Origin of the sequence: Pseudomonas sp. TMW22090 (genome assembly GCF_022496665.1) — a bacterium.
Lineage (GTDB): Bacteria > Pseudomonadota > Gammaproteobacteria > Pseudomonadales > Pseudomonadaceae > Aquipseudomonas > Aquipseudomonas gregormendelii.
Window position 1 is genome coordinate 196,310 of sequence record NZ_SCFH01000007.1, and the last position, 17,777, is coordinate 214,086.

Genomic DNA, 17,777 nt, shown 5'->3' on the forward strand with positions numbered 1-17,777 from the left:
GTCAGACCGACGCCTGGCCGCGCAACTGGCCATCGCCGACCACGATATATTTCTCGCAGGTCAGGCCTTCCAGACCCACAGGTCCGCGGGCGTGCAGCTTATCAGTAGAAATGCCGATCTCGGCACCTAATCCATATTCAAACCCGTCGGCGAAGCAGGTCGGGGTGTTGATCATCACCGATGCCGAATCGACTTCGGCGACGAAACGTCGCGTGTCGGCGAGGCTTTCGCTGACAATCGAGTCGGTGTGATGGGAACCGTGCTGGTTGATATGCTCGATGGCCTGGTCCAGCCCATCGACTACGCGGATCGACAGGATCGGCGCCAGGTATTCGGTGTTCCAGTCGTCTTCGGTTGCCACGGCCGCATCGATGATCGCCCGGGTCCGGGCGCAGCCGCGCAGTTCAACGCCTTTCTCGCGGAACTGGGCGGCCATCGACGGCAGGAAATCCCTGGCAACGGTTTCATCCACCAGCAGGGTTTCCATCGCACCACAGATGCCATACCGGTAGGTCTTGGCGTTGAAGGCGATGCGCTGTGCTTTCGCCAGGTCGGCGTGAGCGCTGACGTAAACGTGGCAAATACCGTCAAGATGCTTGATCACGGGCACCCGCGCATCGCGGCTGACCCGCTCGATCAGGCCACGGCCACCACGGGGCACGATGACATCGACGTACTCGGGCATGGTAATCAGGGCGCCGACTGCTGCACGGTCGGTGGTTTCGACCACTTGCACCACGGCGGCAGGCAACTCGGCCTCGGCCAGGCCGCGCTGGATGCACGCAGCGATGGCGCGATTGGAGTGAATCGCCTCGGAGCCGCCACGCAAAATGGTCGCATTACCCGACTTGAGGCAAAGGCTGGCGGCGTCGATGGTCACATTGGGACGCGACTCGTAGATGATCCCGATCACCCCCAGGGGCACACGCATCTTGCCGACCTGAATACCGGAAGGCCGAAAGCTCATGTCGCGAATGGCGCCCACAGGGTCGGGCAAGGCGGCGACCTGCCGCAGGCCGACGATCATCCCGTCGATACGCTCCGGCGTCAGGGCCAGGCGCTCCAGCAGCGCAGGCTCCAGACCATTGGCACGACCGGCCGCCAGATCCAGCTCATTGGCAGCGGCAAGCTCGACGCGTGCCGCGTCCAGCGCATTGGCAGCAGCCTGCAGGGCGCGGTTTTTCTGCGCGGTGCTGGCACGGCCAATGACGCGAGAAGCTTCGCGGGCAGCGCGACCCAGGCGGGTCATGTAGTCAAGAACGGACTCGGTCATGGTCTGGAGTGGTCTTTGCTTGGTCTTGTTAAAGAGTAAAGCGGCAGATTATAGCTGTCGCGACCCGTGACTAACAGCGGTGACGGGCGGATGGTCGAAATGGACTTCAATTTGCCGACGTTCAGCCGTAATTAAGGTGCACATTGTTATCATCACGGCTCAATCAGCCCTGACAAACGCTGTTCATCATGACTAACCTGACTGCCCCATCCGCCGCCGACCTCAAGCCCCACGGGCTTGCGGACGCCTTCTTCGACCGCGACGCACAGACGCTGGCGCGGGATCTGCTGGGCAAAGTTATCCGGCACCGGGTCGGTAATTTGTGGCTCAGCGCCAGGATCATCGAGACCGAAGCCTATTATTTCGAAGAAAAAGGCAGCCACGCCTCCCTCGGCTATACAGAAAAGCGTAAGGCTTTGTTTCTGGATGGCGGCCACATCTATATGTATTACGCCCGCGGCGGTGACTCCCTGAATTTCAGCGCTCTGGGGCCGGGCAATGCCGTGTTGATCAAGTCGGCCTATCCCTGGGTCGACGAACTGAGCGGACCGGCCAGCCTGGCGCAAATGCTGTTGAACAACCCCGATGGCCAGGGACGCCCTCGCCCGTCGCAAAAGCTCTGCGCCGGGCAGACCTTGCTGTGCAAGGCGCTGGGCCTGAAAGTGCCCATGTGGGACGCCAAGCGCTTTGACCACGAGATGTTGCTGGTGGAAGACGTGGGAGCGGCACCGGCCCATGTGATCCAGACCACTCGACTGGGAATTCCCCAAGGACGGGATGAACACCTGATGTACCGCTTCGTCGATGCGGCTTATGCGCCCTATTGCACGCGGAACCCGCTGCGACGCGGTCAGGTCGAAGGGCGGGATTATATTTTGCTGAATTGAATAATCGAGCCCCTGTAGGCGCGAGCTTGCTCGCGATGCTTTCCCGAGCGCCGCGTCGATCCAGACAGCACTCGCTATCGTTAGCGACCATCGCGAGCACGCTCGCTCCTACAGGGTTCGTTGGTGTATTGAAGCCTGCGTTCGCCCACTGCGGACGCTTATAAAAATTCGATGGAGTAGTTTTTATGGGCCCATGGCTCGATAGCGTGACCGGATGGCTCGCGGCAAACCCGCAGTGGCTGGCCGCGGCTGTATTCGTCGTGGCCTTCGTCGAGTGCCTGGCGATTGCAGGGTTGATCGTCCCCGGCACGGTGCTGTTGTTTGCCGTCGCGGTGCTGGCGGGCAGCGGCGCCCTGTCGCTGAGCGAGACGTTGCTGCTGGGATTCGTCGCCGGCGTGATGGGTGACTGTGTTTCCTACTTCATCGGGCGACATTTTCACCAGAACATCCGCCGCCTGCCCGGCTTGCGCCATCATCCGGAATGGATTGCCGGCGCAGAGTCGTACTTCCAGCGTTATGGCATTGCCAGTTTGCTGGTCGGCCGCTTCATCGGCCCGCTACGTCCCATGCTGCCCATGGTCGCAGGAATGTTCGACATGCCCTTCCCGCGCTTTGCCGCCGTAAGCCTGTTGGCTGCGGCTGGCTGGAGCGTCGCCTACCTGCTGCCTGGCTGGGCCACCGGCGCGGCGATTCGCCTGCCTTTGCCGGAAGGTTTCTGGCCGGAAGCCGGCATCGTGGCGGGCAGCATTGCGGTGATGGTCGGCTTGAGCATCACCAGCAGCATGCGTCGCCATCGCAAGGCGACGGTGTTGATTGCCAGCATGAGCCTGCTGATTCTGGCCGGGTTGTTCATCGGCTATCCGCACCTGACCGCACTCGACCAGGGGGTGATGACGCTGGTGCAGGAACATCGCAGCCCGACACTCGATGAAGTCGCCGTGACGCTGACGATTATCGGCGAATTCCGCAACATGCTGTTGTTCAGCGCACTGCTTGTGACCTTGCTGCTGGTGATGCGTCAGTGGCGCCAGGCAATATTCGCCTGCGCAACCTTGTTGATCACGGCACTGGCCAATACCGGGACCAAACAGTTCTTCGCCCGGGTACGTCCGGAAGTTCTCAGCGACCCACTGACCAGCTACAGCATGCCCAGCGGCCATGCCTCCGGGGCGTTTGCGCTGTTCCTGACCCTGGCGGTGCTGGCCGGTCGCGGGCAACCCCCACGCATGCGCCTGACCTGGCTGCTGGTGGGATGCCTGCCGGCGCTGGCGATTGCGTTATCACGGGTCTACCTGGGTGCGCACTGGCCGACCGACATTACGGCAGGGGCCATGCTGGCGGCCTGCGTCTGTGCGGCAAGCCTGTGGACAATACAGCGCGGTGAAGAATTGAAGGCCATGCCACCCAGGGTCTGGTGGCTGGTATTGCCCGCAATGGTGGCGCTGTTCGGCTTCTTCGCCCTGCGCCACTTGCCGCATGCCATGCTGCGCTACGCCTACTGAGGCGCAGCGCGCATTGGCGTGTTGATCAGGCGAACAACTCGCCTTGCAGTTCATCGAGCAGTGCCTGGATGGCATCCAGGCGCTGCTGCGGATCATCGAGTTGCAGCAAATCGATCTTGTCCACTTCGGCGAAAGGCAACAGATACGCCAGCTGATTGGCCAACGACTGCTGCCCGGTCGCTTCGGTACCCATGTTCAAGGCCTCGACCATCGGGTGCTCGGCCAATGCCTTGAGCAAGGCCACCAGGTCCGCGTCTTCGTCCTGCAGCGGTTGCTCCGGCTCGTCTTCCAGCCACTCGACCTCGGCCACCGTCAACTGATCGCGCTGGACCTCGGTGCGCAGCACATTGAAGCGCCTGCCGCCCTGGACGCGGATGCCCAGCAAACCATTGGCCTGCTGCTTGAAGTCGGTGATCAGCGCTTCACAGCCCACCAGCGCATAACCCTGCGGAGCAAGGCCGACCTCTTCGCCATCAAGGATGCACACCACGCCGAACCCGCCGCCCTGCTTCATGCAACGGCCGATCATGTCCAGATAGCGCGCCTCAAAAATCTGCAAGTCGAGGATGCAGCCAGGAAACAGCACTGTGTTCAGTGGAAAAAGCGGCAAGCTCATAGACATTTTCCTTACACCACCATCGACACCGCCAACGGCAGGAACACCGCCGTGGCCACGCCCATCAGACTCATTGCCAGCGCCGCAAAGGCGCCGCACTCTTCACTTTCCTGCAGGGCTACCGAAGTGCCCACCGCATGGGCCGTCATGCCCAACGCCATGCCCCGCGCCTCGGGGCTGTGCACGCCCAGCCTATTCAACAGGCCAGGCCCGAAAATCGCCCCGATCACGCCGGTTATCAGCACGAATACCGCCGCCAGCGCGGCCACCCCACCAATCTGCTCCGCGACCAGCATCGCAATCGGCGAGGTCACGGACTTGGGCGCCATGGTCATCAGGATCATGTGCTCTGCGCCGAACGACCAGCCCAGCAACACTCCAAGACCGGTGGCGACCACGCCGCCTATCACCAGCGTAGTAAATATCGGCCAGAACAACTGCCGAATGCGTCGCAGGTTCAGGTAAAGCGGCACGGCCAGCGCCACAGTCGCCGGCCCCAGGAGGATGCTGAGGATCTCGGTGCTCTTGCGATACTCGGCATAAGTGATGCCGCAACCTGCCAACACTGCGATCACCAACAGCATGGAGACCAGCACCGGTTGTAAAAAGACCCAGCGGGTTTTCTCGAATGCCGCCAGCACCAGCTGGTAGGCGCCCAGCGTAATGCCGATGCCGAACAATGGATGGTGGATCACGGACGTCCACGCGCCCTGCCAGTCAAAGATCATTGGCTGTCCTCAGGCGGCGCATGACGCTTGACCAAACGCTGCATCAGCACACCGGCGAACGCCATCGACAGCAGCAGCGACAGCACCAGCGCGCCAACAATGGCCCAGAAGTCTGCGGCAATATCCTTGGCGTACACCATCACGCCCACGGCTGGCGGCACCAGCAACAGCGGCAGGTAACGCAGCAGACTGCCCGCTGCCAGGTTCAGTGGCTCGCCCACTTGCCCGCGACTGATCAGATACGCCAGCAACAGCAGCAGCCCGACGATGGGCCCCGGCAACACTGGCAGAAACAGGTGATTGATCGCTGTCCCCAGCAATTGGAACAGCACCAGCCATGTCAAACCTCGTAGCAACATCCTGGCCTCCCGCCAATCCCGTCACCCGCAATGGCGGGCCGAGCATTATAAGCATGCCCACGCTATGGACCGGCATTCGCCAAAAGCATGGTCAGTTGACCGCAGTAAACGGCCATGGTGATCTAAAGTGGTAATTCGGGAGGCCTGAGCCCCCCCACCTCAAAACTATAAAACCGATGAACCCAAGGAGAGTCTCAATGCCCTATGTTCCAGTTGCAGAGCTCAAAGATTATGTCGGCAAGGAACTTGGAAGTTCCGAATGGCTCACCATCGACCAGGAGCGCATCAACCTGTTCGCCGAAGCCACCGGGGATTACCAGTTCATCCACGTCGACCCGGTCAAAGCCGCGCAAACGCCATTCGGGAGCACCATCGCCCACGGCTTCCTGTCGCTGTCGCTGATCCCGAAGCTGATGGAAGACATCCTCATACTGCCTGAAGGCCTGAAGATGGTGGTCAATTATGGCCTCGACAGCGTGCGGTTCATTCAGCCGGTCAAGGTCAATTCCAGGGTCCGCCTCAAGGTCGACCTGGCCGAAGTCACCGAGAAAAAGCCCGGCCAATGGCTCCTCAAGGCCACCGCCACGCTGGAAATCGAAGGCTCAGAGAAACCGGCCTACATTGCCGAACCCCTGTCGCTCTGCTTCGTGTAAATGATCCTGGATGCGAAGCAGCTCATGCTGTTTCGCGCCTTCTGGTGCTTTCCTGGCTATATAAGGTCATGGAGCTGCGGCATACTCGGTCGCCTAATTGCCCGGATCCCGCTATGCGCTCGATTGCCCTCCTCGCGTTGACCCTGTTGCTGACCGCTTGCGGAGACGGCGAATCGCTGCTGCCCCCTGACGCGCGCCTGCCGGACGGCGGACGCTATCGCGGCGAACTGGTAGACGGATTGCTGCAAGGCCAGGGCCGCGTCGATTATCCGAACGGCAGCTGGTACGCAGGCCAGTTCGACAAAGGCCAATGGCATGGCCAGGGCGAGTGGCACGGCAGCAATGGCGAAGTGTATCGCGGACAATTCAACCAGGGCCTGTTCGACGACCAGGGGACGCTGACCACCAATGGCAGCAGCTACACCGGCGGTTTCAAGGCCGGTCGACGGGACGGCGAAGGCACCCTCAAAGAAAACGGCATGACCTATCGCGGCGAGTTCAAGGCCGATCAATATTCAGGACTGGGTCGCCTCGAGCTCGAGGACGGCAGTTCGTATCAGGGCCAGTTCGCCCATGGCAAACCTAATGGTGAAGGCCAGCGCGGCGACGCCAGTGGCAACCAGTTCACCGGTAATTTCGTCGACGGTCAGCTGGAAGGTAACGGGACCTTCAACAGTGCCGATGGCGATATCTATGTCGGCAGCTTCAAGAACAACCAGCTGCACGGCAAGGGTCGCTACGAGAATGCCGATGGCGATGTCTGGCTCGGGCAGTTCAAGGAAGGGTCGCTCAATGGCAAAGGCGAACTGATTGGCGCCGATGGCAGCCATTACGTGGGTCAGTTCAGCGATTGGCGCTTCAGCGGCGCGGGGCGATTGAACCTTGCGGACGGCAGTTTCTATATTGGCCAGTTCGACAATGACAGCTACTCGGGTCGCGGCACGCTGGTGTTGACTGACGGCACCGTGCAAAGCGGTACCTGGATCGCTGGCCAGCGGGTTCGCGATGCCGAAGGCAAGCTGCTGCCTGACAGCCTTGAGCTTGGCCTGCTGGCCCAGGGGCGGTTACTGGACGACGCGCTGGCAAGCGTGCCCGCCTCGACGCCAGCCGTCGAGCTCTACACCCTGACCCTCGGGGGTGATGGCAAGCAGAGCGTGTTCCTGCGCGAGTCCGATTATGTCAGCAACATGCTCAGCAGCCGTTTCGGTGCGTTTGGCCAGATCCGCCTGGTCAATCATCGCGACCATCTGGTGGATCGACCGATGGCCACCCGGGAAAACCTGCGTCGCGCCGCGGCGACCCTGGCCGAGCGCAGCGGGCCGGAAGACCTTATTTTCATTTACCTGACCAGCCACGGCACCAGCGAGCATGAATTGGTCCTGGACCAGCCGCGCATGGAGTTGTCAGACCTGCCGGCAGACGAGCTTGCCGCAGTGCTGGCCCCGCTGAAAAATCGCGACAAGGTCATCGTGATTTCCGCGTGCTACTCCGGTGGTTTCATCCCGACCCTCAAGGATGAACGCACCCTGATCATGACCGCCTCACGGGCTGATCGCGTGTCGTTCGGCTGCTCCGAGGAAGCCAACTTCACCTATTTCGGCGATGCCCTGTTCGCCCAGGCGCTGAACCAGACCGATGACCTGGAACAAGCCTTCAAGCTGGCCAGGGCGACCGTGGCCGAGCGCGAGCTGGCTGACAACTTTGAAGCATCCGAACCGCAGATCTGGGCGCCCAAAACCGTCCTGTCGCACTGGCAATTATTGCGCAAGCAGCAGGCACGCAAAGCGCTGCAAAGTGTGTCTGTCGACAGCAAGGATGCAAAGAGCAACTAAGCTGAACAGTATCAAGGGAGAAACACTATGTACTTGACGCCTCAGCACGTATTGCTTGCCGGAGCTACCGGTTTGACCGGTGAACACTTGCTTGACCGCCTGCTTAATGAACCCACGATTACCCGGGTATTGGCGCCCTCACGCCGGCCATTGGCCGAGCATCCCCACCTGGAAAACCCTGTCGGCGACCCGGCGGTATTTCTACCCCAACTCAACGGCCGCGTGGACATTGCCTACTGCTGCCTCGGCACCACCATCAAGCAGGCCGGCTCGGAACAGGCGTTCCGCGCCGTGGACCTGGACATGGTGGTGGCATTCGCCAAATGCGCCCGGGAAATGGGCGCTCGGCACCTGATCGTGGTCAGCGCGCTGGGGGCGGATCCAAAGTCGTCGGTGTTCTATAACCGGGTCAAAGGCGAGATGGAACAAGCCTTGCGCGCGCAGGACTGGCCGCAATTGACTATCTGCCGCCCTTCTCTACTGCTGGGTGATCGGGTTGAGCCACGCCTGGCTGAAAAAGTCGCCGGGCCGTTATCCCGGCTGATTCCGGGCAAGTACCACGGGATTGAAGCCTGCCAACTGGCGCGGGCGATGTGGCGCCTGGCACTGGAGGAGCAGGACGGGGTTCGGGTGGTAGAGTCGGATGAATTACGTAAGTTAGGTAAATAAGATCAAAAGATCGTCCGATCGGACGATCTTTTGACTTTCACAATCCCCCGGTCGCCTGAAACCCCACGCCAATCACCGTCAACAACGACAACGGCAACAACAGCGTATCCAGCAACGCACTCGCCGGCAGGTCCGCGCCGGGGTAACCAGGCGCCTCGGCACCGAAGCGATCCATGGCGCAGCACCCGCCGTTCAGGGCATACAAATCCAGCCGAGTCCCTGCATAAACCACGGGGGCCCCAGGCTTGGCAGCATCCAGCGTGCGTGCAGTAGCGCAGCCGGCCAATTGCAGCGCGAGGACGATCACCAGCAGCTTATTCATCGCTGGTCAGGTGGTGTTCGCCCCAACGCGGCAGCATGTCCTGGGGAATGTTCAGCAGGTTGAGAATCCGCGCCACGACAAAATCGATCAGGTCATCAATCGTCTGCGGCTGATGATAGAAGCCCGGCGATGCCGGCAGAATGGTCACGCCCATGTTCGACAGCTTGAGCATGTGCTCCAGATGAATGCTCGAATAAGGCGCTTCACGGGGCACCAGGATCAGCTGGCGACGCTCTTTCAAGGTCACGTCCGCAGCCCGTTCGATCAGGTTGTTGCAGGCCCCGGTGGCGATGGCCGACAAAGTCCCGGTGGAACAGGGCACCACCACCATCGCCGCCGGAGCCCCGGAGCCCGAAGCGACCGGCGACATCCAGTCTTCCTTGCCATAGACGCGAATCTGCCCGGCGGCAGCGCCGGTGTATTCGGTCAGGAACGCCTGCATCATCTGGGTTTTCGGCGGCAGCGAAACATCAGTCTCGGTGGCCATCACCAATTGCGCCGCCTTCGAGATCAGAAAGTGCACCTCGCGGTCTTCGCGCACCAGGCAGTCCAGCAGGCGCAAGCCGTATTGGGCGCCCGAAGCGCCGGTCATCGCCAGCGTGATGCGTTCCGGCCCGTTGTTCATTGCAGCGCCTCGGCGAGTTTGCCGTGCAGGCCGCCAAAGCCGCCGTTGCTCATGATCACCACGTGAGTGCCGGGCCGGGCCTGGCTCTTCACGCGTTCGATGATGCCTTCGAGGGAATCACTGACAATCGACGGTACCGTGCACAGCGCGGCGGTGGCGCCCAGGTCCCAGCCGAGATTGGCCGGGGCATACCAGATCACCTGGTCGGCATCGACCACGCTTTCCGGAAGGCCATCACGGTGTGCGCCAAGTTTCATGGAGTTGGAACGCGGTTCGATGATCGCAATCAGCGGTGCGTCACCGATGCGCTTGCGCAGGCCGTCGAGCGTCGTGGCGATAGCTGTCGGGTGGTGAGCGAAGTCGTCATAGATGGTGATGCCGCGAACTTCCGCCACTTTCTCCATTCGCCGCTTCACGCTTTTGAAGGCGCTCAGGGCTGCGATGCCCATGGACGGCACCACGCCGACATGTCGCGCCGCCGCCAAGGTTGCCAAGGCATTGGCAACGTTGTGCTGACCGGTCATGTCCCACTCCACCACGCCCTGGACCTTGCCTTCGAACATCACTTCGAATTTCGAGCCGTCTTCGCTGAGCAGCCTGGCCTGCCACTGGCCGCCGGCACCGGTGGTCTGCACAGGTGTCCAGCAACCCATGTCGATCACCCGGTGCAGGGCAGGCTCGGTGGTCGGATGGATCACCAGGCCTTCACTCGGGATGGTTCGGACCAAATGGTGAAACTGCCGTTCGATAGCCGGCAGATCCGGGAAGATGTCCGCATGATCGAACTCAAGGTTATTCAGGATCGCGGTGCGCGGACGGTAATGAACGAATTTGGAGCGCTTGTCGAAAAAGGCACTGTCGTATTCGTCTGCTTCGATGACGAAGAACGGCGTATCACCCAGACGCGCCGACACCGAGAAATTCTGCGGCACGCCGCCGATCAGGAAGCCCGGGCTCATGCCCGCGTGTTCCAGCACCCAGGCGAGCATGCTGCTGGTAGTGGTTTTGCCATGGGTCCCGGCGACAGCCAGCACCCAGCGGCCTTGCAGCACATGGTCCGCCAGCCACTGCGGGCCGGAGACATACGGCAGGCCTTTGTTCAGGACGTATTCGACTGCCGGGTTACCGCGGGACATGGCGTTGCCAATCACCACCAGGTCCGGAGCCGGGTCCAGTTGCGCGGGATCGTAACCCTGGGTCAACTCAATGCCCTGAGCCTCAAGCTGAGTGCTCATTGGCGGGTAGACGTTGGCATCGGAGCCCGTGACGCGATGGCCCAGCTCTTTGGCCAGGACCGCCATCGAACCCATGAAAGTGCCGCAGATACCAAGAATATGAATGTGCATAGTCGACCTCGTAAAACATGGCCGCAGGTTAGCCTAGGGAGGCAAAATTCGCACCCTGTGTTTCAAGATCACCGCCTGCCCTGCAGGAGCGAGCTTGCTCGCGAAAAACGTCAACGATGACGCGTGTTTTCTGAATGCCCCCATTGTTCTCAGGTTTTTCGCGAGCAAGCTCGCTCCTACAGGGATCGGCTTAGGCCGTGCTTGCGAAGTTTGCGATACAGGGTATTTCGGCTGACACCCAGCTGCTCGGCCGTGTGAGTCATGTGCCAGCGCGTTTGCTCCAGCGCATTGAGCAAGGCCAACCGCTCGGCATCCTCCAGCGGATGCTCCGATGGTGCGGGGGCCATATCCGTTTGCGGCAGCGCCTGGCGAATCATTGCCGGCAAGTCCGCAAGACCGATCCGCCCGCCGTCGCACAACGCCGCCAAGGTGCGCAGCACATTGCGCAGTTGGCGCACATTACCCGGCCAGGCAAACCCGAGCAGCGCCTGGCGCGCAGGCTCTTCAATCAGCACAGCGTCCGAGCCGGCCTCCTCGGCCAGCAGGAAATCGAGCAGCTGCGATTTATCGGTGCGTTCGCGCAGCGCCGGCAAGGCCACTTCGAGTCCATTGAGCCGGTAATACAAGTCTTCGCGGAAACTGCCGTCCTGCACCCGCCCCAGCAAGTTACGGTGAGTTGCACTGATGATGCGTACATCCACCGCCTCCGGTTCACCGCCGATCGGCACCACCTGGCGGTCTTCCAGCACCCTGAGCAGACGGGTTTGCAATGCCAGGGGCATGTCACCGATCTCATCCAGGAACAGGGTGCCGCCATCCGCCTGCTGTAGTTTGCCTCGCATGCCTTCCTTGCGCGCCCCGGTGAAACTGCCGCCGCGATAGCCGAACAACTCACTTTCGATCAGGCTTTCGGGGATGGCCGCACAATTGAGCGCGACGAATGCTTTTTCGCAGCGCTGGCTGGCATTGTGCACGGCTTTGGCAAAGGCCTCCTTGCCCGAGCCTGTCTCGCCGTTGATCAGCAGCGGCACGTCACGCTCGAAGACTCGCAAGGCCTTGCGAAAATCCTCCTGCAGCGACGTATCACCCAGGCAAATGCCGGCAGGACGCGATTGCTGCGGCGTTACCGGGCTCTTTATTATGGGTGCCGCAATACTGCGCGATTGCCCGCGCAACAAGGCGAATAGGTTGCGCCCGTCACGGGTGCGAAGTGGCCAACTGGCGCTGGCATTGATACTTGCACGACCAAGCAGCTCGTCCAGTGAACAATCGAAAAATGCCTCGACGGGCTTGCCCAGCAGCCCGCCGCGAATGTGCCCCAACAGATTCAGGGCGCTCTGGTTGACCGCGCTGATCCGCCCTTCCCCGTCAAATGCCAGCAAGCCTTCGCTGAACAGTCCGACGGATTCGGCCTGCAGGTGAAAGCGCAGCAGCCATTGATTGTCGAAATAGCGCAGGAAGTAACAGCTCTCGATCATCTTCGCCGATAGGTTCACCAGGGCCATGGTGTGGAATTGGCTCTGGCGCGATACATCGTGGCGCGCCGAGGACACGTCGAGCACCGCCAGCAGCTCGCCATGCGGATCGAACACGGGGCTCGCCGAACAGGTCAGGCCGGTGTGACGCCCGCGAAAATGTTCATCCTGGTGGATGGTCAGCGACTGACGCTCCACCAGGCATGTGCCTATGCCATTAGTGCCTTCGCAGGCTTCGCTCCAGTCCGCGCCCAGCCAGAGGCCGGCACGCTCGAAGATCTTGCGTTCGGCAGGCGCCGTGACACAGTTGAGAATCACCCCCCGGGCATCGGTCAGCAGCACGGCATGACCGGCGCCGGACAATTGCTGGTGCAGGCTGGTCATTTCAGTACCGGCGATATGCAGCACTTGCTGCAAGCGCTCGCGACTTTCCAGCACGCGGCCGTGCTCCAGCACCGTGGGCGCCATCGTCAGCGAAGGGTCAAGGTGATAGTCCTCAAGACAACGCAGCCACGAACGGGCGATGGACGGATCACTGCCAGGGCCATGCAAGTGTGATTTGCCCTGGGTGACGGTCATGACCTGCTGGGCATGACGGCTCAAATGGTTGTCTTGCATCTCTTATTATTCTCCCGAGAGGTCCTACGCGGTCCATCACGCCCACTGAGCATCCTCCAGGCTCCAGCGCATTGCAATGCTGGCAAGACCGCCCAGTCACAGGGTGTGGCAAATCCGGCACAAACTGTCACCCACGCTGTACCGATACCGTCACAGCGCCCGCCCACCCGTCCGAGAAAAACCGCGCAACCCCTTGATTCCCCGGCCCTGCAAGGCAGTGGCCCAACCTTTGCTCTACGCTTATAGCAAGCGCACATGCGCCACTCCCTCAATAAGCATAAAAGCCAAGGAGAACCATCATGCGTTACGCTCACCCCGGTACTGAAGGCGCTATCGTTTCGTTCAAAAGCAAATACGGTAACTACATCGGCGGCGAGTTCGTCGCGCCTGTCAAAGGTCAGTACTTCACCAATACCTCGCCAGTCAATGGCCAACCCATCGCCGAATTCCCGCGTTCCACCGCCGAAGATATCGACAAGGCGCTGGACGCTGCACACGCCGCCGCTGACGCCTGGGGCAGCACTTCTGCCCAGGCCCGTTCGCTGGTACTGCTGAAAATTGCCGATCGTATCGAGCAGAACCTGGAAGTCCTGGCGATCACCGAGTCGTGGGACAACGGCAAGGCCGTGCGCGAAACCCTGAATGCCGACATCCCGCTGGCGGCCGACCATTTCCGCTACTTCGCCGGTTGCCTGCGCGCCCAGGAAGGCAGCGCTGCCGAGATCGACGGTAACACCGTGGCTTATCACATCCATGAGCCCCTGGGCGTGGTCGGGCAAATCATCCCGTGGAACTTCCCGATCCTGATGGCCGCCTGGAAACTCGCCCCGGCGCTTGCCGCCGGTAACTGCGTAGTGCTCAAGCCAGCCGAGCAAACGCCACTGGGCATCACCGTGCTGATGGAACTGATCGGCGATCTGCTGCCGCCCGGTGTGTTGAACGTCGTGCAAGGCTTCGGCAAAGAAGCCGGCGAAGCCCTGGCCACCAGCAAACGCATCGCCAAGATCGCCTTCACCGGCTCGACTCCGGTCGGCTCGCACATCATGAAATGCGCCGCCGAAAATATCATCCCGTCCACCGTGGAGCTGGGCGGCAAGTCGCCGAACATCTTCTTCGCCGACATCATGGACGCTGAAGAAACCTTCATTGAAAAGGCCGCTGAGGGCCTGGTGCTGGCGTTCTTCAACCAGGGCGAAGTCTGCACCTGCCCGTCCCGCGCACTGGTGCAGGAGTCGATCTACGACGACTTCATGAAAGTGGTGATGAAAAAAGTCCTGCAGATCAAGCGAGGCGACCCGCTGGACACCGACACCATGGTCGGCGCACAGGCGTCCGAGCAGCAGTTCGACAAGATTCTGTCGTACCTGGAAATTGCCAAGGGCGAAGGCGCGGAGCTGCTGACCGGCGGCAAGGTGGAAAAACTCGAGGGCAACCTGGCGACCGGCTATTACATCCAGCCGACCCTGCTCAAGGGCACCAACAAAATGCGCGTGTTCCAGGAAGAAATCTTTGGCCCGGTGGTGAGCATCACCACCTTCAAGGACGAAGCCGAAGCCCTGGCCATCGCCAACGACACCGAGTTCGGCCTGGGTGCGGGACTTTGGACCCGCGACATCAATCGCGCCTACCGCATGGGCCGCGCCATCAAGGCCGGTCGCGTATGGACCAACTGCTACCACCTGTACCCGGCGCACGCCGCGTTTGGCGGTTACAAAAAATCCGGCGTCGGTCGTGAAACCCACAAAATGATGCTCGACCACTACCAGCAGACCAAAAACCTGTTGGTGAGCTACGACATCAATCCGCTGGGCTTCTTCTAAAACTCGCAGCACTTGCTCCCCCTGTGGGAGCGAGCCTGCTCGCGATAGCGGTTCACCCTTTCAACGCATCAGTTGAATGATCCACCGCCATCGCGAGCAGGCTCACACCCCACAAGGCCCACCCAAAACAATAACAATGGTGAACCCTATGCCTAGCGAATCCCCTTCGGGCGTCCCGGCGACCGGCTCTTCCGTGGACTTTGAAAAAGTCGACTCGCAATACTTCCAGCAACGGGAACTGAAAAAAGGCGCCGCCGGCTGGGTCCTGCTGGTCGGCCTCGGCGTGGCCTACGTCATTTCCGGCGATTACGCCGGGTGGAACTTCGGCCTCGCCCAAGGTGGCTGGGGTGGCATGTTCCTCGCCACATTGCTGATGGCCACCATGTACCTGTGCATGTGCTTTTCACTGGCCGAACTGTCTTCCATGATTCCTACCGCTGGTGGCGGTTACGGTTTTGCCCGCAGCGCATTCGGCCCCTGGGGCGGATTCCTGACCGGGACAGCGATTCTGATCGAGTACGCCATCGCACCCGCAGCGATCGCGGTGTTTATCGGCGCCTATTGCGAGTCATTGTTCGGCATTGGCGGCTGGATGATCTACCTGGCGTTCTACATTATCTTCATCGCGATCCACATCTTCGGTGTCGGTGAGGCCCTGAAACTGATGTTTATCATCACCGCCGTTGCCGCGCTGGCCCTGGGCGTATTTCTGGTAGCGATGGTGCCGCACTTCAACGTCGCCAACCTGCTGGACATTCCCGTAACGGACGCCAAGGGCGCCAGCAGCTTCTTGCCCTTTGGCTATGTCGGCGTGTGGGCGGCGATTCCCTACGCGATCTGGTTCTTCCTCGCGGTCGAAGGTGTGCCGCTCGCGGCAGAAGAAACCAAAAACCCGAAACGCGACCTGCCCCGCGGCCTGATCGGCGCGATGCTGGTGCTGGTGAGCTTTGCCCTGCTGATCCTGGTCATCGGGCCCGGTGGTGCAGGTGCCAACGCGCTGCTGACCTCGGGCAACCCGCTGGTCGAAGCCTTGAGCAAGGCGTATGGCGGTTCGACCTGGATGGGCGGCTTCGTCAACCTGGTGGGCCTTGCAGGCCTGATCGCCAGCTTTTTCTCGATCATCTATGCCTATTCGCGGCAGATTTTCGCCCTGTCCCGCGCCGGCTACCTGCCGCGCAAACTGTCTGAAACCAATAAAAGCAAAGCACCGGTGCTGGCGCTGATCATTCCAGGGATTATCGGTTTTGGCCTGTCGCTGACCGGCCAGGGTGACCTGCTCATCCTCGTGGCAGTGTTCGGCGCGACCATTTCCTACGTCCTGATGATGGCCGCCCACATCACCCTGCGCATTCGCCGCCCCAAAATGGATCGGCCATACCGTACGCCGGGCGGTATCTTCACCTCCGGCGTGGCCCTGGTACTGGCCTGCATCGCAGTAGTGGCGGGCTTCCTGGTGGATCCGCGGGTGGTCATCGGGGCCGCGATCATCTATGGAGTGTTAATTGCTTACTTTGCGTTCTACAGTCGGCATCACTTGGTAGCAGGCACGCCCGAAGAAGAGTTCGCGGCGATTCAGGCCGCTGAAAAAGCCTTGCACTGACCGCCGCAAACCACGGCGCAGGCCCGGCCTGCGCCGTCACGGAGAATCTGTATGGCTAGTTTTGCTCACACCGTCGGCGCCCAGGTCTATCGGTTCGAAAGCCTCAAGGACGTCATGGCCAAGGCCAGCCCGGCGCGCTCCGGGGACTTCCTGGCCGGCGTTGCCGCGCTCAACGACGGCGAGCGGGTGGCCGCGCAAATGGCGCTGGCCGACATCCCGCTGACCCACTTCCTGCAGGAAGTACTGATCCCCTACGAAGCCGATGAAGTCACCCGGCTGATCATCGACACCCACGACAAACAGGCCTTCGCGGTGGTCAGCCACTTAACCGTCGGCGGTTTCCGCGACTGGCTGCTCAGCGACCATGCCGACGAACAGAGCCTGCGCGCCCTTGCACCTGGCCTGATCCCGGAAATGGTCGCCGCCGTGTCGAAGATCATGCGCGTCCAGGACCTGGTGCTGGTCGCGCAGAAAATCCGCGTGGTCACCCGGTTCCGCGGCACGATGGGCTTGCGCGGCCGGCTGTCCACGCGCTTGCAGCCCAATCACCCCACCGACGAACCCGCCGGCATTGCCGCGAGCATTCTCGATGGCCTGCTGTATGGCAACGGCGATGCCATGATCGGGATCAACCCGGCCACCGACAGCATCGCCTCCATCTGCGCGATGCTGGAAATGCTCGATGCCATCATCCAGCGCTATGACATCCCGACCCAGGCTTGTGTGCTGACCCATGTCACCACCTCCATCGAAGCGGTCAATCGCGGCGTTCCCCTGGACCTGGTGTTCCAGTCCATCGCCGGCACCGAAGCGGCCAATGCCAGTTTCGGCATCAACCTCAATGTCCTGCAGGAAGGCTACGACGCCGGGCTAAGCCTGAATCGCGGCACTCTGGGGCAGAACCTGATGTATTTCGAGACCGGCCAGGGCAGTGCGTTGTCCGCCAACGCCCACCACGGGGTCGATCAACAGACCTGTGAAACCCGGGCCTACGCCGTTGCGCGACATTTCAAACCGTTTCTGGTGAACACGGTGGTCGGGTTCATCGGGCCCGAATACCTGTACAACGGCAAGCAAATCATCCGCGCCGGCCTCGAGGATCACTTCTGCGGCAAGCTGCTGGGCGTGCCCATGGGCTGCGACATCTGCTACACCAACCACGCCGAAGCCGACCAGGACGACATGGACACCCTGCTGACCTTGCTGGGCGTGGCCGGGATCAATTTCATCATGGGCATCCCCGGCTCCGACGACATCATGCTCAACTACCAGACCACCTCGTTCCATGACGCGCTCTATGCCCGGCAGACCCTGGGCCTGAAACCCGCGCCGGAATTCGAACAGTGGCTGGCCAGGATGGGCATCTTTACCCAGGCGGACGGCAAGGTCCTCTTCGGCAACAACCTGCCCCCGGCCTTCCGCCAGGCCTTGGCGCAATTGGGATGAGTGTTG

General features: G+C 61.3%; 15 protein-coding genes and 1 pseudogene. 8 read left to right on the forward strand and 8 right to left on the reverse strand.

What is annotated here, in order from left to right:
* Position 1 precedes the first annotated feature (1 nt).
* A pseudogene (locus EQV97_RS20490) lies at positions 2-1,291 on the reverse strand (glutamate-5-semialdehyde dehydrogenase); the annotation flags it as partial.
* Positions 1,292-1,461: 170 nt separating this feature from the next.
* Between EQV97_RS20490 and EQV97_RS20495 the strand changes: the two are divergent.
* Positions 1,462-2,160 (forward strand): DNA-3-methyladenine glycosylase, encoded by a 699-nt coding sequence (locus tag EQV97_RS20495; protein ID WP_122838926.1) that lies wholly within the window; start codon positions 1,462-1,464, stop codon positions 2,158-2,160.
* Positions 2,161-2,345: 185 nt separating this feature from the next.
* The gene (locus EQV97_RS20500) at positions 2,346-3,662 is read left to right on the forward strand and encodes a bifunctional DedA family/phosphatase PAP2 family protein (protein WP_122838925.1); all 1,317 of its coding nucleotides are present in this window, start codon (positions 2,346-2,348) and stop codon (positions 3,660-3,662) included.
* Between the two features lie 25 nt (positions 3,663-3,687).
* On the opposite strand, the gene EQV97_RS20505 is transcribed toward EQV97_RS20500, so the two are convergent.
* Genes EQV97_RS20505 through EQV97_RS20515 form a run of 3 tightly spaced genes read right to left on the reverse strand, consistent with a single transcriptional unit; the run spans position 3,688 to position 5,365 of the window.
* A complete protein-coding gene (locus EQV97_RS20505) occupies positions 3,688-4,278 on the reverse strand; it encodes an LON peptidase substrate-binding domain-containing protein (protein ID WP_122838924.1) in 591 nt (196 codons plus the stop codon).
* An 11-nt stretch (positions 4,279-4,289) separates the two neighbouring features.
* Positions 4,290-5,006 (reverse strand): LrgB family protein, encoded by a 717-nt coding sequence (locus EQV97_RS20510; protein WP_045061509.1) that lies wholly within the window; start codon positions 5,004-5,006, stop codon positions 4,290-4,292.
* A complete protein-coding gene (locus EQV97_RS20515; protein ID WP_122838923.1) occupies positions 5,003-5,365 on the reverse strand; it encodes a CidA/LrgA family protein in 363 nt (120 codons plus the stop codon). The genes EQV97_RS20510 and EQV97_RS20515 overlap by 4 nt, the downstream gene beginning before the upstream one ends.
* A gap of 197 nt (positions 5,366-5,562) precedes the next feature.
* On the opposite strand from EQV97_RS20515, the gene EQV97_RS20520 reads away from it, so the two are divergent.
* From EQV97_RS20520 to EQV97_RS20530, 3 genes are all read left to right on the forward strand, one after another.
* The gene (locus EQV97_RS20520; RefSeq protein WP_045061511.1) at positions 5,563-6,018 is read left to right on the forward strand and encodes a MaoC family dehydratase; all 456 of its coding nucleotides are present in this window, start codon (positions 5,563-5,565) and stop codon (positions 6,016-6,018) included.
* Positions 6,019-6,131: 113 nt separating this feature from the next.
* Positions 6,132-7,850 carry a C13 family peptidase gene (locus EQV97_RS20525; RefSeq protein ID WP_240889661.1) on the forward strand — a complete coding sequence of 573 codons (1,719 nt, stop codon included), beginning with the start codon at positions 6,132-6,134 and terminating at the stop codon, positions 7,848-7,850.
* Positions 7,851-7,877: 27 nt separating this feature from the next.
* Complete coding sequence (locus tag EQV97_RS20530; RefSeq protein WP_240889663.1) at positions 7,878-8,519, forward strand: oxidoreductase; 642 nt, start codon at positions 7,878-7,880, stop codon at positions 8,517-8,519.
* 37 nt (positions 8,520-8,556) lie between these two features.
* Here the strand turns inward: EQV97_RS20530 and EQV97_RS20535 are convergent, their stop codons facing one another.
* The 4 genes from EQV97_RS20535 to EQV97_RS20550 all read right to left on the reverse strand — a co-directional run bounded on the left by EQV97_RS20535 (position 8,557) and on the right by EQV97_RS20550 (position 12,905).
* Positions 8,557-8,841, reverse strand: coding sequence for a YceK/YidQ family lipoprotein (locus tag EQV97_RS20535; RefSeq protein ID WP_122838920.1), 285 nt, complete (start codon positions 8,839-8,841; stop codon positions 8,557-8,559).
* Positions 8,834-9,466, reverse strand: coding sequence for a flavin prenyltransferase UbiX (ubiX, locus tag EQV97_RS20540; protein ID WP_045061515.1), 633 nt, complete (start codon positions 9,464-9,466; stop codon positions 8,834-8,836). Before ubiX ends, EQV97_RS20535 begins: the two co-directional genes overlap by 8 nt.
* Positions 9,463-10,812, reverse strand: a complete 1,350-nt coding sequence (gene mpl / locus EQV97_RS20545) for a UDP-N-acetylmuramate:L-alanyl-gamma-D-glutamyl-meso-diaminopimelate ligase (protein WP_122838919.1) — start codon at positions 10,810-10,812, stop codon at positions 9,463-9,465. Before mpl ends, ubiX begins: the two co-directional genes overlap by 4 nt.
* Positions 10,813-10,988: 176 nt before the next feature.
* Positions 10,989-12,905 carry a sigma-54-dependent Fis family transcriptional regulator gene (locus EQV97_RS20550; RefSeq protein WP_122838918.1) on the reverse strand — a complete coding sequence of 639 codons (1,917 nt, stop codon included), beginning with the start codon at positions 12,903-12,905 and terminating at the stop codon, positions 10,989-10,991.
* A 299-nt stretch (positions 12,906-13,204) separates the two neighbouring features.
* Here EQV97_RS20550 and EQV97_RS20555 point away from each other — a divergent pair, with 299 nt between their 5' ends.
* The 3 genes from EQV97_RS20555 to EQV97_RS20565 all read left to right on the forward strand — a co-directional run bounded on the left by EQV97_RS20555 (position 13,205) and on the right by EQV97_RS20565 (position 17,771).
* A complete protein-coding gene (locus EQV97_RS20555; RefSeq protein WP_045061518.1) occupies positions 13,205-14,725 on the forward strand; it encodes an aldehyde dehydrogenase family protein in 1,521 nt (506 codons plus the stop codon).
* A 148-nt stretch (positions 14,726-14,873) separates the two neighbouring features.
* Positions 14,874-16,325, forward strand: a complete 1,452-nt coding sequence (gene eat / locus EQV97_RS20560) for an ethanolamine permease (RefSeq protein WP_045061519.1) — start codon at positions 14,874-14,876, stop codon at positions 16,323-16,325.
* A gap of 51 nt (positions 16,326-16,376) precedes the next feature.
* Positions 16,377-17,771: an ethanolamine ammonia-lyase subunit EutB gene (locus EQV97_RS20565; protein ID WP_122838917.1), complete on the forward strand. Its 1,395-nt coding sequence runs from the start codon at positions 16,377-16,379 to the stop codon at positions 17,769-17,771.
* The last annotated feature ends 6 nt before the right edge of the window (positions 17,772-17,777 follow it).

Excerpts from the sequence above, each read along its gene's own strand:
- ubiX (WP_045061515.1), bottom strand. The coding sequence starts at position 9,466 with ATGAACAACGGGCCGGAACGCATCACGCTGGCGATGACCGGCGCTTCG.
- mpl (WP_122838919.1), bottom strand. The coding sequence starts at position 10,812 with ATGCACATTCATATTCTTGGTATCTGCGGCACTTTCATGGGTTCGATG.
- eat (WP_045061519.1), top strand. The coding sequence starts at position 14,874 with ATGCCTAGCGAATCCCCTTCGGGCGTCCCGGCGACCGGCTCTTCCGTG.
- EQV97_RS20505 (WP_122838924.1), bottom strand. The coding sequence starts at position 4,278 with ATGAGCTTGCCGCTTTTTCCACTGAACACAGTGCTGTTTCCTGGCTGC.
- EQV97_RS20550 (WP_122838918.1), bottom strand. The coding sequence starts at position 12,905 with ATGCAAGACAACCATTTGAGCCGTCATGCCCAGCAGGTCATGACCGTC.
- EQV97_RS20565 (WP_122838917.1), top strand. The coding sequence starts at position 16,377 with ATGGCTAGTTTTGCTCACACCGTCGGCGCCCAGGTCTATCGGTTCGAA.
- EQV97_RS20510 (WP_045061509.1), bottom strand. The coding sequence starts at position 5,006 with ATGATCTTTGACTGGCAGGGCGCGTGGACGTCCGTGATCCACCATCCA.
- EQV97_RS20555 (WP_045061518.1), top strand. The coding sequence starts at position 13,205 with ATGCGTTACGCTCACCCCGGTACTGAAGGCGCTATCGTTTCGTTCAAA.
- EQV97_RS20495 (WP_122838926.1), top strand. The coding sequence starts at position 1,462 with ATGACTAACCTGACTGCCCCATCCGCCGCCGACCTCAAGCCCCACGGG.
- EQV97_RS20500 (WP_122838925.1), top strand. The coding sequence starts at position 2,346 with ATGGGCCCATGGCTCGATAGCGTGACCGGATGGCTCGCGGCAAACCCG.
- EQV97_RS20530 (WP_240889663.1), top strand. The coding sequence starts at position 7,878 with ATGTACTTGACGCCTCAGCACGTATTGCTTGCCGGAGCTACCGGTTTG.
- EQV97_RS20515 (WP_122838923.1), bottom strand. The coding sequence starts at position 5,365 with ATGTTGCTACGAGGTTTGACATGGCTGGTGCTGTTCCAATTGCTGGGG.
- EQV97_RS20535 (WP_122838920.1), bottom strand. The coding sequence starts at position 8,841 with ATGAATAAGCTGCTGGTGATCGTCCTCGCGCTGCAATTGGCCGGCTGC.
- EQV97_RS20525 (WP_240889661.1), top strand. The coding sequence starts at position 6,132 with ATGCGCTCGATTGCCCTCCTCGCGTTGACCCTGTTGCTGACCGCTTGC.
- EQV97_RS20520 (WP_045061511.1), top strand. The coding sequence starts at position 5,563 with ATGCCCTATGTTCCAGTTGCAGAGCTCAAAGATTATGTCGGCAAGGAA.